15 protein-coding genes are annotated in these 13,997 nt (G+C 67.7%); 10 read left to right on the forward strand and 5 right to left on the reverse strand.

Features of this window, described 5'->3' with window-relative positions; translation table 11 throughout:
* The first annotated feature begins 21 nt into the window (after nucleotides 1-21).
* On the forward strand, nucleotides 22-1,014 hold the full coding sequence (locus tag ACRCUN_RS22405; RefSeq protein ID WP_462143820.1) for a stage II sporulation protein M: 993 nt from the start codon (nucleotides 22-24) through the stop codon (nucleotides 1,012-1,014).
* On the opposite strand, the gene ACRCUN_RS22410 is transcribed toward ACRCUN_RS22405, so the two are convergent.
* Genes ACRCUN_RS22410 through ACRCUN_RS22430 form a run of 5 tightly spaced genes read right to left on the reverse strand, consistent with a single transcriptional unit; the run spans nucleotide 1,011 to nucleotide 6,251 of the window.
* Nucleotides 1,011-2,333 carry a DUF58 domain-containing protein gene (locus ACRCUN_RS22410; protein ID WP_462143821.1) on the reverse strand — a complete coding sequence of 441 codons (1,323 nt, stop codon included), beginning with the start codon at nucleotides 2,331-2,333 and terminating at the stop codon, nucleotides 1,011-1,013. The two genes, ACRCUN_RS22405 and ACRCUN_RS22410, sit on opposite strands and share 4 nt — an antisense overlap.
* Nucleotides 2,333-3,304 (reverse strand): AAA family ATPase, encoded by a 972-nt coding sequence (locus ACRCUN_RS22415; protein ID WP_462143822.1) that lies wholly within the window; start codon nucleotides 3,302-3,304, stop codon nucleotides 2,333-2,335. Before ACRCUN_RS22415 ends, ACRCUN_RS22410 begins: the two co-directional genes overlap by 1 nt.
* The gene (locus ACRCUN_RS22420; RefSeq protein WP_462143823.1) at nucleotides 3,301-4,413 is read right to left on the reverse strand and encodes a DUF4350 domain-containing protein; all 1,113 of its coding nucleotides are present in this window, start codon (nucleotides 4,411-4,413) and stop codon (nucleotides 3,301-3,303) included. Before ACRCUN_RS22420 ends, ACRCUN_RS22415 begins: the two co-directional genes overlap by 4 nt.
* Nucleotides 4,410-5,063 (reverse strand): DUF4129 domain-containing protein, encoded by a 654-nt coding sequence (locus tag ACRCUN_RS22425; protein ID WP_462143824.1) that lies wholly within the window; start codon nucleotides 5,061-5,063, stop codon nucleotides 4,410-4,412. Before ACRCUN_RS22425 ends, ACRCUN_RS22420 begins: the two co-directional genes overlap by 4 nt.
* Before the next feature lie 12 nt (nucleotides 5,064-5,075).
* Nucleotides 5,076-6,251: a DUF7847 domain-containing protein gene (locus tag ACRCUN_RS22430; RefSeq protein ID WP_462143902.1), complete on the reverse strand. Its 1,176-nt coding sequence runs from the start codon at nucleotides 6,249-6,251 to the stop codon at nucleotides 5,076-5,078.
* A gap of 82 nt (nucleotides 6,252-6,333) precedes the next feature.
* On the opposite strand from ACRCUN_RS22430, the gene ACRCUN_RS22435 reads away from it, so the two are divergent.
* The 9 genes from ACRCUN_RS22435 to ACRCUN_RS22475 all read left to right on the forward strand — a co-directional run bounded on the left by ACRCUN_RS22435 (nucleotide 6,334) and on the right by ACRCUN_RS22475 (nucleotide 13,967).
* The gene (locus ACRCUN_RS22435; RefSeq protein ID WP_462143825.1) at nucleotides 6,334-7,011 is read left to right on the forward strand and encodes an SIMPL domain-containing protein; all 678 of its coding nucleotides are present in this window, start codon (nucleotides 6,334-6,336) and stop codon (nucleotides 7,009-7,011) included.
* A gap of 9 nt (nucleotides 7,012-7,020) precedes the next feature.
* A complete protein-coding gene (locus ACRCUN_RS22440) occupies nucleotides 7,021-7,485 on the forward strand; it encodes a GatB/YqeY domain-containing protein (protein ID WP_462143826.1) in 465 nt (154 codons plus the stop codon).
* 223 nt (nucleotides 7,486-7,708) lie between these two features.
* On the forward strand, nucleotides 7,709-8,920 hold the full coding sequence (gene urtA, locus ACRCUN_RS22445) for an urea ABC transporter substrate-binding protein (RefSeq protein ID WP_462143827.1): 1,212 nt from the start codon (nucleotides 7,709-7,711) through the stop codon (nucleotides 8,918-8,920).
* Nucleotides 8,921-8,932: 12 nt separating this feature from the next.
* Nucleotides 8,933-9,628, forward strand: a complete 696-nt coding sequence (gene ureB, locus ACRCUN_RS22450) for an urease subunit beta (RefSeq protein WP_462143828.1) — start codon at nucleotides 8,933-8,935, stop codon at nucleotides 9,626-9,628.
* A gap of 3 nt (nucleotides 9,629-9,631) precedes the next feature.
* Nucleotides 9,632-11,347, forward strand: coding sequence for an urease subunit alpha (gene ureC, locus ACRCUN_RS22455; protein WP_462143829.1), 1,716 nt, complete (start codon nucleotides 9,632-9,634; stop codon nucleotides 11,345-11,347).
* 8 nt (nucleotides 11,348-11,355) lie between these two features.
* Nucleotides 11,356-11,970, forward strand: a complete 615-nt coding sequence (gene ureG / locus ACRCUN_RS22460) for an urease accessory protein UreG (protein WP_462143830.1) — start codon at nucleotides 11,356-11,358, stop codon at nucleotides 11,968-11,970.
* The gene (locus ACRCUN_RS22465) at nucleotides 11,967-12,800 is read left to right on the forward strand and encodes an urease accessory protein UreD (RefSeq protein WP_462143831.1); all 834 of its coding nucleotides are present in this window, start codon (nucleotides 11,967-11,969) and stop codon (nucleotides 12,798-12,800) included. Before ureG ends, ACRCUN_RS22465 begins: the two co-directional genes overlap by 4 nt.
* A 2-nt stretch (nucleotides 12,801-12,802) precedes the next feature.
* The gene (locus ACRCUN_RS22470; RefSeq protein WP_462143832.1) at nucleotides 12,803-13,300 is read left to right on the forward strand and encodes an urease accessory protein UreE; all 498 of its coding nucleotides are present in this window, start codon (nucleotides 12,803-12,805) and stop codon (nucleotides 13,298-13,300) included.
* Nucleotides 13,293-13,967 (forward strand): urease accessory protein UreF, encoded by a 675-nt coding sequence (locus tag ACRCUN_RS22475; RefSeq protein ID WP_462143833.1) that lies wholly within the window; start codon nucleotides 13,293-13,295, stop codon nucleotides 13,965-13,967. Before ACRCUN_RS22470 ends, ACRCUN_RS22475 begins: the two co-directional genes overlap by 8 nt.
* The last annotated feature ends 30 nt before the right edge of the window (nucleotides 13,968-13,997 follow it).

Below are 13,997 nucleotides of genomic sequence, written 5' to 3' on the forward strand. Positions count from 1 at the left end.
CTACCGACTACGATTTGCCGGGTGGATGTCGATGCGTTCGTGCTGGCTCATCGCGCCACCTGGGATCGGCTGGATGAGCTGGTGAAACGACGGCGCCGGTTGACCGGTGCCGAGGTGGACGAGCTGGTGGATCTCTATCAGCGGGTGTCCACCCATCTTTCGATGGTGCGGTCGGCCTCCGGGGATTCGGTGGTAGTCGGCCGGCTCTCCGGGCTCGTGGCCCGCGCCCGCGCTGCGGTCACCGGCGCGCACGCGCCGCTGTGGCGTGAGTTCGCCCGCTTCTGGACGGTGTCGTTCCCGGTGGTGGCTTACCAGGCGTGGCGGTGGTGGCTTGGTACCGCCATCGGATTCTTCATCGTGACGGTCGCGCTGGCGCTGTGGGTTTCGGGTAATCCCGAGGTGCATTCGGCCATCGGAACCCCAAGCGAGATCGAGGAATTGGTCAACCATGACTTCGCCTCGTACTACAGCGAGCATCCGGCCGGGTCCTTCGCACTCCAGGTGTGGGTCAACAACGCCTGGGTCGCGGCGCAGTGCATCGTGTACGCAATCCTGCTCGGGTTACCGATCCCGTACGTGCTGTACCAGAACGCCGCGAACCTCGGCCTGATCGCGGGCCTGATGTTTCATGCCGGCGAGGGCGATCTGTTCCTCGGGTTGATCACGCCGCACGGGTTGCTGGAGCTGACGGCGGTGTTCCTGGCAGGCGCGGTGGGCATGCGGCTGGGCTGGTCGGTGATCTCACCCGGAGACCGGCCGCGCGGTCAGGTACTGGCCGAGCGGGGCAGGGCCGTGGTTTCGGTCGCGATCGGCCTGGTGGTCGTGTTGCTGATCTCGGGTCTCGTCGAAGCGTTCGTCACGCCGTCGCCGCTGCCGACATTCGTGCGGATCGCGATCGGCGTCGCCGTCGAGGTCGCGTTCCTGGCCTATGTCATCTACTTCGGCCGCAAGGCGGTTCGGGCCGGTGAGACCGGAGACGTCGACGACGCGCCCGACGTGGTGCCCACCGGCTAGAGCTTGCCCGCGGCTTTCATGGCCAGGTAGTGGTCGGCCAGCGCAGGCGCGAGATCGTCCGGTGGGGCGTCGACGACGTCGACCCCGTGGCGCCGCAGCCGCGATGCGATCGCACGACGATCGTTACGGGACCGCTCGGCCGCGGCAGCGTCATACACCTGGGCGGCGTCCGACCGCCCTTCGGCAAGCCGGTCGACCCGCGGATCCGACACCGCCGCCAGCAGTACCTGGTGGCGCGTCGATAGCTGCGGCAGCACTTTCATCAGGCCTTCGTCGAGGGCCGAGGCGTTGAGGTCGGTCAGCAGCACGACGAGCGCACGGCCCCGCACGCGGCGCGTCACCGCCGAAACCAACGCGGTGGCATCGGATTCCACCAGCGCCGGCTGCAACGGCGCCATGGCTCCGACCAGTTGTGCGAGCAGCTCGGTACGCGACGCGTTGAACACCCCCGCGCGGGTCACGCGGTCGATCGCCAGGAAGTCGACGTGATCGCCGGCGCGTGAGGCCAACGCCGCCAACAACAGTGCGGCGTCCATCGACCAGTCGAGCCGCGGCCAGCCGCCCGGATCCCGGGACGTCGGATCGACCCCGACGCGGCCCGCCGACGTGCGGCTCGTATCGAGCACGATCACGACGCGCCGGTCCCGTTCCGGCCGCCAGGTCCGTACGACGACATCGGCCCGCCGCGCGGTCGCGCGCCAGTCGATCGAGCGGACATCGTCGCCGACCACATACTCGCGTAATGAGTCGAATTCCGTGCCCTGGCCGCGGATGAGCACCGGTATCGAGCCGTCCAGCTCGCGCAGACGTGCCAACCGCGACGGCAGGTGCTTACGTGACAGGAACGGCGGGAGGATGCGCACCTCGCCGGCGATGCGGTGGATCTGCTGCCGCCCAGCCAGGCCGATGGGGCCGATCGACCGGACGGCGACCACATCGGAGCGCTGATCGCCCCGGCGTACCGGGCGCAGCCGCGTCACGATCCGAACCTGCTGGCCCGCAGCCACATTCAACGGCTGGGTGCGTGGTTCGGCGACAGCGCTGGGCGCCCAGGCGTCCCTGATCCGGCCGCGTACCCGGCGGCGGCCGGCGTTGTGCACGGTGAGTACCGCGTCGACCGGCTGACCAAGCCGGGCGGCGCGCTCACCGCTGCGCTCGATCCGCAGACCACGAGGGCTGCCGGCCAGCACGACGTCGACCGTGACGGCGGCCGCCAGAAGTCCCAGCAGCACCGTGAACGCGATTGCCGGCCACGGCGCCACCGCGATCGGCAGCACGCAGATCAGCGCGACGAGGCCGGCACGGCCGGTGAGAACCATCAGCGCGGTACCGGCACAGCCGCCAGGATCCCGTCGAGCACGCCGTCGGGCGTGGCGCCTTCCAGCTCGGCCTCCGGCCGCAGCGCGACCCGGTGCCGCAGCGTGGACCGGGCCATCGCCTTGACGTCGTCGGGGGTCACGTAGTTGCGGCCGGACAGCCACGCCCAGGAGCGGGCGGTGGCCAGCAGCGCGGTCGCGCCGCGCGGGGACACCCCGAGCTGCAGCGACGGGGAATGCCGTGTGGCGCCGACGATGTCGACGATGTAGCCGAGCACCTCGTCGGCGACCAGCACCTGGCGCACGGCGTCGCGGCCCGCGGCCAGCTCGGCCGCTCCGGCCACCGGTCGCACTGCGGAGAGATCTCGCGGATCGAAGCCATGCGCATGGCGGCCCAGGATCGCGATCTCCTGATCCCGCGGCGGCAGTGGAACATTGAGCTTGAGTAGGAAGCGGTCGAGCTGGGCTTCGGGGAGCTGATAGGTTCCCTCGTACTCGATCGGGTTCTGGGTTGCCGCGACGATGAACGGGTCCGGCAGCGGCCGCGGCTCGCCGTCGACACTGACCTGGCGCTCTTCCATCGCCTCAAGCAGCGCGGCCTGGGTCTTGGGCGGTGTGCGGTTGATCTCGTCGGCGAGCAACAGGTTGGTGAACACGGGGCCGGAACGAAACTCGAACTCGGCGGTGCGCGCATCGTAGACCAGCGAGCCGGTCACGTCGCCGGGCATGAGGTCGGGCGTGAACTGCACGCGTTTGAACTCCAACTGGAGTGCGGCCGAAAGGGTACGTACGAGCAGGGTTTTCGCGACACCCGGCACGCCTTCCAACAGCACGTGCCCGCGGCACAACAGTGCGATCACCAGGCCGCTGACCACCGCGTCCTGGCCGACCACCGCCTTGGCGATCTCATTTCGCAGGGCCAGCAACGCGTTTCGCGCGGTATCCGGGTCGATGGTGGGCGCTGGCTGAGTCACGACTGGGCGACCTGCCTTTCGATGTCGTCGAGTTGGTGGGCGAGGTGGAGGAGTTCGGAGTCGGTGGCGGGGGGCGGGCCGAACAGCAGATGGCCCAACAAACCGTTGTCTCCGCCACAGCGGGCGGCGACTGCGGCCACGACCGCAGGCGGTTCGGCGGCCGCGGTCAGGCCCAGGCGCGGCAGCAGGCGCTGCAACGTGGCGGTGCGCAAGGCGTCGGCCGCGCGGTCGCGGGCCCGCCGAGACCGGTACAGCCTGCCGCGCCCCTCCACGGTCTCGGAGGCGCGCACCACCACCGGGAGCGATTCGGCGACGAGCGGCCCGATGCGCCGCACCTGCCACAGTGCGAGCAGCGCCACCACCAGGACAAGTTGGTAGACGATCCACCTGACCTGGTCGGGCATTAGATCGGTGAGCGTTGCGCTGCCCGTCGTTTCGCCTTCGAACCGCTGCGGCGCATACCAGATCACCCGAGGCTGATTGCCTGCGAGATTCATCGCGAGTGCCGCGTTGCCCTGCTTGAGCAGACCGGAATTGGACATGAAGTCGGCGGTGCCGACGACCGTGACGGTCCGGCCCTCGTCGTGATAGCGGGCCACCGCTCCGCCGTAACAGCGCGTCACCGGCACATTTCCGGCGGCCTCGTACGTATCGGTCAGACCGAACTGGGCTTCGCCCGCCCGGTTCGCCTCGGCCAGTTCGCAATCCGGCTCGCCACCACCGAATGCGCTCGCCTCACCGGCTTTGAGATGAGGAGCCAGCGCTTCTCTGGTCTTGGTCACCGGCTCGACCAGCAACAGGTCGCCGGGAGCGTCGGCCAACTGCGCCAACTGGTCGTCGCTGGACAGGAACAGCGTTTGCGCGGCGACAACGAGGCTTCCGGGTCGTGCGGCGCGGTGGGCTTCCTCGGCCGTCGCCGCGGGAATCACTTCGACGCCGTGGTCGCGGAGCAGGGTGACCAGCGCGCGAGCGCCATCGGGCGACGTCGATTCGGCATCCATCCGCCCGCCAGGTCTCGGCGCGGTCAGATAGGTGCCCACCGCCGCGACCACGACGATGGCGAGGAGGCCGAGTACGACCCAGCGCGCCGTGCGCACGCGTTGTCTCATCGGATCTGCGCCCAGCCGTCGGAGGTGGCTGGTGCCGTCGAGGCGCCGACCGGTCCCGGCCCGCGCTCGCGAAGCCTGCCGTCGAGTTCGGCGATCATCCGGTACCCGGACTCGGTACCGGGCTGTTCGCCGTACGTTACGTCGTTGAATGTGGTTGCCGCCGCGTCCAATTCATCGGACAGGGCCGGTAGCGCGGCCGCGGCGTCGCGGGCCAGTTCGGTGGCCGTGCGGCCCGGAACCGGGTCGAGGATCCCGGTCTCCTCCAGGTGCCGCGCCACGGCCCGCAACCGGTGCCGGATGGCGGCAGCCCAGTTTCCTTGTGCCGCATATTGTTCAGCGGTGGCACGATGCTCGGCCGCACTCAGCTCGCGCTTGCCGAACAGGGAGTACTGCTCATTTCGGTTGGTGCGCATCGTGCGGCGGGCGATCCGCACGGCTACCCAGATCGCCACGATCACGAGGATCGCCAGCACCGAGATGGTGAACCAGCCACCAGGCACGGACGAGCCTTCGAATGCGAGCCGGTAGAGCAGCTCGTTGATCCAGTCCATGAACTGCTCGGTCGGTGAAGCGCGCGGATAGATCGGCTTGTTCAGTTCGTTCTGCGCAGCGTCGTGCGCAGCATCGCGATCGATGTCCAAACCCGTCACTCAGGTATCACCTCAGAATCGCCGGGTCAGCCACAGCTGATCGGTGGATTCGGCAGGCCCGGCGGCGCCGGTCTGCAGCACCAGATCGAAGGCCTCGGCGCGGATGCGCCGGTCGGTGTAGAGCAGCACGTCGACACCGGCGCCGAACGGCGCGGTGATGATCTGGCCGATCATGCCGCCGATCGCGACCAGGACGAGCCCGCCCACGAACATGCCGACACGGTCGGGTTCCATCGACAGCAGCTGGCCGACGAGGCTGAACGGGACGCCCACTGCTGTCGCGACCACGCTGGCGACGATCGCGGCCAGCAGCCAGATGCCCAGCACGCGCCAGAAGTCCTTCTTCACCAACGCGAAAGACCGGCCGATCGCGGGGAATACGCCCAACCGCTCCAGCACGATCAATGCGGGCGCGAACAACAGCACCGTCACTGCGTACAGGAATCCGAGCGACGCCGCGACCACGAGCGGGGCTCCCACGAGGAACGCCGCGAGCCCACCGCCGACGGCGTCGGCCGCGACGACCGCGACCACGACGAGAACCGTGACCACGACGACCACGAACCCTTGCAGGGCAGTGAGGCCGAGCAACGCCAGGAACCGGCCTCGCAACCGCTGCCAGGCTTCCCCGATGGTGATGGAGCCGCCGAACACCGATCGACCGATGACCACGGTCAGCATGCCGGTCAGCAGGACCGACGCAAGCTGAGTGACGAGGAAGCCGACGATCGTGGCCCCCGAGAACAACGCGACCGCGCCGGTCGACGGCGCTTCACCCGGCGCACCCGGTTCGAGTCCGCCCATCGCGGTCAGCGGGCCGATCTGCAACAGCAGCGCGATCAGTTGCGCGATGACCACGACGATCGTGGTGAGACCGAGCGTGGCCTTCGGGTTCTTCCTGATGTAGGCGACCGCGCCGTTGTAGATGTCGGACAGGCTCAGCGGCCGCAGCGGGATGACACCGGGTTTGAGCGCGGTCGGGTACGCCGGATATCCGGGCGGCGGGTAGTAGGCGGGCGGGGGCCCATATCCCGGCGGCGGGTAGTAGCCGGGCGGCGGAGCGCCGTACGCCTGGGGCGGCGGATATCCGGCTGGGGCATACCCCGGATAGCTCGGGGCTGGTGGCGGCGGTTGGTAGGGCAGGGGTCCGCCGGCAGCCCATGGGGAGGGGTTGCTCATGCCCACCATCCTGTCCATCACCGAGCAAATTGACAACGTGCCCCTGTTTGTCGCGACCGCGGTGCGATCCACTTTGGATACGGTGAGACGTATGCCGACCGAGATCATCGTGCGCGGATCCTTCTCCGCATTCGAACCGCCCGAACGCGGGACCGTGCACGCCGGCGTTGCATATGAGGGTCCGGCGATGGAGTCGGTGTACGAGCGCGTGGTCCGCGATCTGGATGTCGTGAAGGCATCGATCCAGCCACTGCACAATCCTGATGGGGGTCCGGTCACCTGGTGGTCCACCCGGCAGTTGCGGACCTGGGCGCACCGCCCATGGAACAACGAGGGCAAGCAACTGCCGCTGGTTCATCACGCGAGCGTGGGACTCGAGGTGAAGTTCAGTGACTTCACCGAGCTGTCGCGGTGGGTGGGCGGGCACATCACCAACACCGGCGGATTCCAGGTGTCGCACATCGAGTGGGCGCTCACCACCGAACATCGCGATGCGCTCGTGAGCCAGGTCCACACGCGGGCCGTGCAGGACGCGGTCGTGCGGGCTCAGCGCTACGCGGATGCACTTGGTCTGGGGCCGGTACGACCCGTCACCATCGCCGACGCCGGGATGCTCGGCAGTTCGCCGGTCAACGGGTCGGCCCCGATCGCGATGCGGGCCATGGCGGCCAAGGCCGCCCCGGAAGTGGAATTGGCGCCCGCCGACATCGAGGTGTCGGTCTCGGTGGATGCGCGGTTTCACGCGGGCCCGCACGCCGGCTCGGCGTAGGTTGGCCCTATGGCCGAACTCAAGGACAGGCTGCGTGCGGATCTGACCAGTGCGATGAAATCGCAGGACAAGCTGCGCACCGCCACGTTGCGGATGCTGCTTGCCGCGATCCAGACCGAAGAGGTCTCCGGCAAACAGGCCCGCGAACTGTCCGATCCCGAGGTGATCGCGGTGCTGGCCCGGGAATCGAAGAAGCGCGGCGAGTCGGCCGAGATCTACACCCAGAACGGGCGCGGCGAGCTGGCCGCCAACGAGCACGCCGAGGCGCGCGTGATCGACGAGTATCTGCCGACGCCGTTGACCGAGGCCGAGCTCGCCGACGTCGCCGACACCGCCATCGCCCAGGTGGCCGAACAGATCGGGGAACGCCCGAGCATGCGCCAGATGGGCCAGGTAATGAAGGCCGCCACGACCATCGCCGCGGGCAAGGCCGATGGTGCGCGCCTGTCTGCAGCGATCAAGGCGCGGCTCTGACGTTCGCGTACGTCCCGTGTGTCATCGACGTTACGGCGACGTGACGTCCCAATCACGCTAGTTCGCAACAATTTTCGCCCACCTGGGCGTATCCGCCCCGATTTGACAACGCAGCGGCGCTAACTACATTTGGCCTACCGATGTCTACTGCCAATACACTGTGATTCACGAGAGGCAACTGATGAGTCGCCGCATACCTGTTCTTCCCGCATGCGTTCTTGCGATGACCACCGCGCTCGCGCTGACGAGCTGCGGATCGCGCGTAGGCGACGAAACCGCCACGCCCGCAGCGAGTTCCTGCGTCGACACCTCGGGCGACACCGTGAAGATCGGGGCGATCAACTCGCTGTCGGGGCCGACCGCGATCAACGAAACCGTCATCCGTGACGCGATCAAGCTGGCGGTCAATGAGATCAACGCATCGGGCGGCGTCTCGGGCAAGCAGCTTCAGCTCGTCGCCGAAGACGGCGCGTCCGAGCCGACGGTGTTCGCGGAGAAAGCGACCAAGCTCATCAACAGCGACTGCGTGGCAGCGGTTTTCGGCGGCTACACCTCGGCAAGCCGTAAGGCCATGCTGCCGGTGTTCGAGGACAACAACGCGTTGTTGTTCTACGGCCAGCAATACGAGGGGTTGGAGGATTCCCGCAACATCTTCTACTCGGGTGCCACCACCAACCAACAGATCATCCCGTCGCTGGACTATCTCAAAGAGCAGGGCGTCAAGTCGCTCTATCTGGTCGGCAGCGACTACGTGTTCCCCAGGACTTCCAACGCCATCGTGCGAAAATACGCCGAAGCCAACGGCATTGAGATCAAAGGCGAGGACTACACCCCGCTCGGTTCGACGGACTTCTCGACGATCGTCAACAAGATCCGCACCGCCGATGCGGACGCGGTGTTCAACGTCGTGGTGGGCGATTCGCTGGTGGCATTCTTCCGGGAGTTCACGAACGCCGGGCTGACCGCCAAGGACATGCCGGTGATGTCGATGTGCGTGGGCGAGGAGGAGGTCAAGGCCATCGGTGCGCAGAACGTGGCCGGTCATCTCGCGGCGTGGAACTACTACCAGACCCTTGACACCCCGGCCAATCAGAAGTTCGTATCGGCGTTCAAGACGGCCTACGGGCCAGACCGGGTGACCTCGGACCCGATGGAATCGGCTTACACGGGCGTGTACCTGTGGAAGGCCATGGTGGAGAAGGCCGGATCGTTCGATGTGCCTGCGGTCCAAAGTGCCGCAGACGGTACGACTTTCGACGGTCCCGAGGGTACCGTCACCGTTGACGGCGACACGCACCACATCACCAAGACGGCGCGGATCGGTGAGATCCGGCCCGACGGCCTGATCTATCAGGTGTGGGATTCCAAGAGTCCGATCGACCCCGATCCGTACCTCAAGACCTACCCATGGGCCACCGACATCGCGCCCAAGTAGGGCGGGCGGGCCATGCATCTGACACCCAAGGAAGAGGACCGGCTCCTGCTGTTCCTGGCAGCCGAACTGGCGCGCAAGCGCAGGGCGAAAGGTCTGCGGCTCACCTACGCCGAGGCGCGCGCGGTGATCGCCGACGAGGTCATGGAGGCGGCGAGGGCCGGGGCGAGCGTGTCCGAGGCCGCCGCGATCGGTGCGTCCGTCCTGACCGACGACGACATTCTGCCAGGGGTCGCCACGCTCGTCGGCACCGTGCAGGTGGAGGGGTTCTTCGAGGACGGGCAGAAACTCGTCACCATTCACGACCCGATCCGCCCTGGGGCGCAGGAGCTTCCGGATGAGCCCGCACCGGGCGAGGTGATCGTCGCCGACGGCGACATCGAACTCAACGCCGGCCGGGACGTGGCCGAGGTTTCGGTGGTCAACACCGGAGACCGGCCGGTACAGGTCGGATCGCACTTTCACTTCTTCGAGGTCAACCGGGCACTGCGCTTCGACCGGGCCCGCGCTTTCGGCATGCACCTCGACATCGCGTCGGGCACCGCGGTGCGGTTCGAGCCGGGCGAGGAACGCGTGGTGTCACTGACTCGGCTCGGTGGGGCCCGCGAGATCTCGGGTCTCAACGACATGACGACCGGATTGACGGACCGGCCGGACGAAGCGCTGATCAGGTTGCGCGACAACGGGTTCGCCGACAGCGGAGAGGACTGACAAATGGCGATCCGGATATCGCGCAAGCACTACGCCGAGCTGTTCGGCCCGACTGTCGGTGACCGCGTACGGCTGGCCGACACCGAACTGCTGGCCCTGGTCGAGCACGACCACACCGTGTACGGCGACGAGGCCGTGTTCGGTGGCGGCAAGACCATGCGTGAGGGCATGGCCGTGCACAACGCGATCACCAATGCCGACGGCGCACTGGATTTCGTCATCACCAATGTGCTGGTGATCGATCCGGTGTTGGGAATCCGCAAGGCCGACATCGGAATCAAGGACGGCGTCATCGCCGGGGTGGGCAAGGCGGGCAATCCGCTGACCATGGACGGTGTCGATCCCGGCATGGTCATCGGGGCGGGCACCGACGTGCGCTCCGGTGAGGGCATGATCGCCACACCGGGCGCCATCGACGTGCATGTCCACTTCGACAGCGCCGGTCTGGTGGATGAGGCCATCTCGTCAGGCATCACCACGATGATCGGCGGTGGCCTCGGGCCGGTCACAGTCGGCATCACCTCGTCCGGGCCGACGAACCTCGCACGCATGCTGCGGTCGGCCGAGGGTTTCCCGATGAACTTCGGCTTTCTCGGCAACGGCAGCGCGGCGGACCCGGCGCCGATCGTCGAACAAGGGCTGGCCGGTGCGATCGGCTACAAGATCCACGAGGACTGGGGCGCCACCCCGGCCGCCATCCGGGCATCGCTGGATGCCGGTGACGAGCTGGACCTGCAGGTCCAGATCCACACCGACACGCTCAACGAGGCCGGGTTCTACGAAGACACCATGCGGGCCATTGCGGGCCGCGCGATCCACACCTACCACGCCGAAGGCGCGGGCGGTGGCCACGCGCCGGACGTCATGCGCGTGGTCGGTGAGCCACACTGCCTGCCGTCGTCGACCAACCCGACGAATCCATACACGCTCAACACCTTCGACGAGCATCTCGACATGGTGATGGTGTGTCATCACCTCAACCCGCGGATACCGGAGGATGTCGCGTTCGCGGAGTCACGTATCCGGCGCGAGACCATCGCCGCCGAGGACGTGCTGCACGATCTCGGCGCGATCTCGGCCATGGGCTCGGATTCGCAGGGCATGGGCCGCATCGGCGAAACCGTCGCCCGGACTTGGCAACTCGCGTCGCACATGCGCGCCACCAGGGGTGCGTTGCCTGCCGATCAAGGTACCGGGGCCGACAACGCGCGGATCCTGCGCTACGTCGCGAAACTGACGATCAACCCCGCGCGGTTGTTCGGGATCGACCACGTGGTGGGTTCGCTGGAGCCCGGCAAGCTGGCCGACATCGTGCTGTGGGAACCCAAATTCTTCGGCATCCATCCCGAGGTGGTGTTCAAGGGCGGCTTTCCGGCCTGGTCGGTCATGGGGGAGGCCAACGCGTCGCTCATGACCTGCGAACCGTTGCGGTACCGGCCGCAGTGGACGGCCTTCGGGCAAGCGCCTGCCGACGTGTCGGTGAACTTCGTGGCCCAGGCCGCGATCGATGCCGACCTCGGGAGCAGGCTCGGCCTCGCAACGCCGTTGCGGGCGTGCCGTGGTGCCCGATCGCTCACCAAAGCCGATCTGCTGCACAACGATTACCTGCCGAACATCACGATCGACCCCGATACCTACCGCGTCGAGGTCGACGGCGAACTGTGTACGTCCACGCCGATGACGCGAGTGCCGCTCGGCCGTCGGTACACGATCAAATAGGAGGGCTCATGAGCGTGCGGATCGGTATCGGCGGTCCGGTGGGCTCCGGCAAGACCCGGTTGGTCGAGCGGCTCGTCCCGGTGTTGTCCGGCAATGGAATCGATGTCGCCGTCATCACCAATGACCTTGTGACCGATGAGGATGCCCAGCGCGTGCGGCGCAGCGGCGTCATCGATCCGGCCCGGGTGCTTGCCGTCGAGACCGGCGCGTGCCCGCACACCGCGATCCGGGAGGACCCGTCGGCGAACCTCGCCGCGGTGTTCGAGCTCGAACGCGAATATCCAGGGCTTGACGTGGTGCTCATCGAATCCGGCGGCGACAACCTGGCAGCGACCTTCACGTCGGACCTCGTCGACTACTGGATCTTCGTCATCGACACCGCCGCGGGCGACGACATCCCGCGGAAGAAGGGCATCGGGCTGCTTCAGGCAGACCTGTTGGTGGTCAACAAGATCGATCTGGCTCCGATGGTCGGCGCGGACCTGGACCGGATGCGGGCCGACTGCGCGGTGGCGCGGCCGACCAAACCGACGGTGTTCACCGACCTGCGCAGCGGGACCGGGCTGGACGAGGTGTTCACCACGATGTGCCGGGGAGCGATGCTGGAGACGCAGCGGGTATGACGGCCGGTGCGCTGCACGTCGATCTGGTCGCTGACCCGGCGGGACGCACCCGGGTGGCGCGGTTGGTACAGCAGTTTCCGCAGCGCGTCACGGCACCCATGTACCTCGACCCCGACGACCCCGGGCGCGCGTACCTGTGTGTGCAGAACCCCAGCGCCGGGGTGTTCCCGGGGGATCGGCTCCGCACGTGCGTGTCGGCCGCCCGGGGCACGCGGCTGTATCTGACGTCGCAGTCGGCGACACAGGTGTTCGCACCGCACGCAGGCAGCGCAGATGACGTGGCTCGTGCCGATTTCGACTTCCGCGTGGCCGACGGCGCAGTCGTCGAATACATCCCGAAAACCGTCATCCCGCAGTCGTCGTCGCGGTATCGGCAGCAGACATCGGTCTCGGTCGAGACCGGTGGCGTGTTCATCGGTTGGGAGTCGCTGGCCGCGGGCCGGATCGGACACGGCGAACGGTTCCGCTACCACAGCTACGACCTGCGCACGACCGTGAGCTGTGACGGCGTGGTGCTGGCACGGGACCGAATGCTGTTGTGCCCGACGGCAACGGACGTCACGGGCGCCGCGATGCTGGCCGGATACGACTATTTCGCCGCCATGACCGTCGTCGCCCCGGGAGGCGACGTGACCGGGCTGATCGAGGCGCTGCGAACGGTTGCCACGGATGAGGTGCCCTGCGGTGTCAGCGCTTTGCCGGGCGGCGTGGGAGCCACGGTGCGGGTGCTCGGGCACCGGGCGCCTGCGCTCGCCGGGGCCGAGCAGGCGCTGCGCGCCGCGGCGCGACGTGCGCTGGCTCGGCTCAGTGAACCGATGGTGAGGATGTGACGATGACAACGGTGGAGACAATCATGGGCGACGTGACCGACCCGGCGCTGGCCGGGCGGCGGATCTGCCCGGTGGACATCGGCTGGGGCGATGCCCGCAAACACCGTCAGGTGGTCGCCGCCGCCGACGGTCGGGAGATCGAGATTCGCTTGGCGCGGGGCACTTTCCTGTACGACGGTGCGGTGCTGTGGGATGACGGCGAGGAGATCGGTGTGGTGCGGCGCCCGGCGGAGGACGCGATCGTGCTGGACTTCGCCGACAACGCCGGAGTGGACGGCGTTCGCGGCGCGCTGCTGCTGGGCTACTGGCTGGGCAACCAGCATGCACCGCTGGAGGTTTCGGACAAGCAGCTGCGCACACCACTGTTCACCGGCGCGCAAACCGCGCTGCAGACACTGCAGCGGCTGCGGCTGGCGGGCGAGGTGAGAGCCGTCGAACTGGCCGCGGGCGGCTGGACCACCACCTCGGCCGATCATCACCACCATCATCACCATGACTGATCCCGCGGCCGCACTGGCCTGGCTGCAGCTGCACGACAACGCCTTCCCCGCGGGGCGCTTCGTGCACAGCTACGGCGCCGAGTCGTGGCTGCAGGCGCACCCGGATGCGACGGACGGCGAGATATGCCGGTTGGCCGAGTCTTTCGTGCGGTACAGCGTGGCGACCCTCGACGCTGTCGTGCTCGCACATGCCTGGGCTGTCAATGAGATGTCCGGGCTGATGACGCTCGACGCGTTGACCACGTCTTACAAACTCACCGCCAATGCCCGCGCGGCGTCCCACGGTTGCGGCAGGCAGCTGGCATTGGTCGCGCAGCAAGTCGGCCTATCCGCACCGTTCCTGGGATCGGTGACGCGCGGTGAGGCGGACGGCAACCTGGCCGTAGTGGAGGCCGTGGCGCAGCGAGAGCTCGGTATCGGTCGACTCGACGCCGCGCTGGGCTCGATCAGGTCCGGCTATGCCGGGGTGCTGAGTGCCGCGGTCCGGTTGGGCCGGCTCGGCCCGATTCGGGCGCAGCGCGAACTGCTCGGCGCCCGTCGGCAAATGGTGGAGATGGCGACGCTGGCATTGGCCACGCCGCTCGACGACATGCATTCGACCATCCCGGAACTCGAGATCTGGGCGATGCGTCACGAGACCGCGTCGGGACGTATGTTCGCGACCTGAAAATTGCCTTCTCCCAGCGGTTTGAGACCG

The sequence above is a fragment of the Mycobacterium venezuelense genome (genome assembly GCF_054919535.1).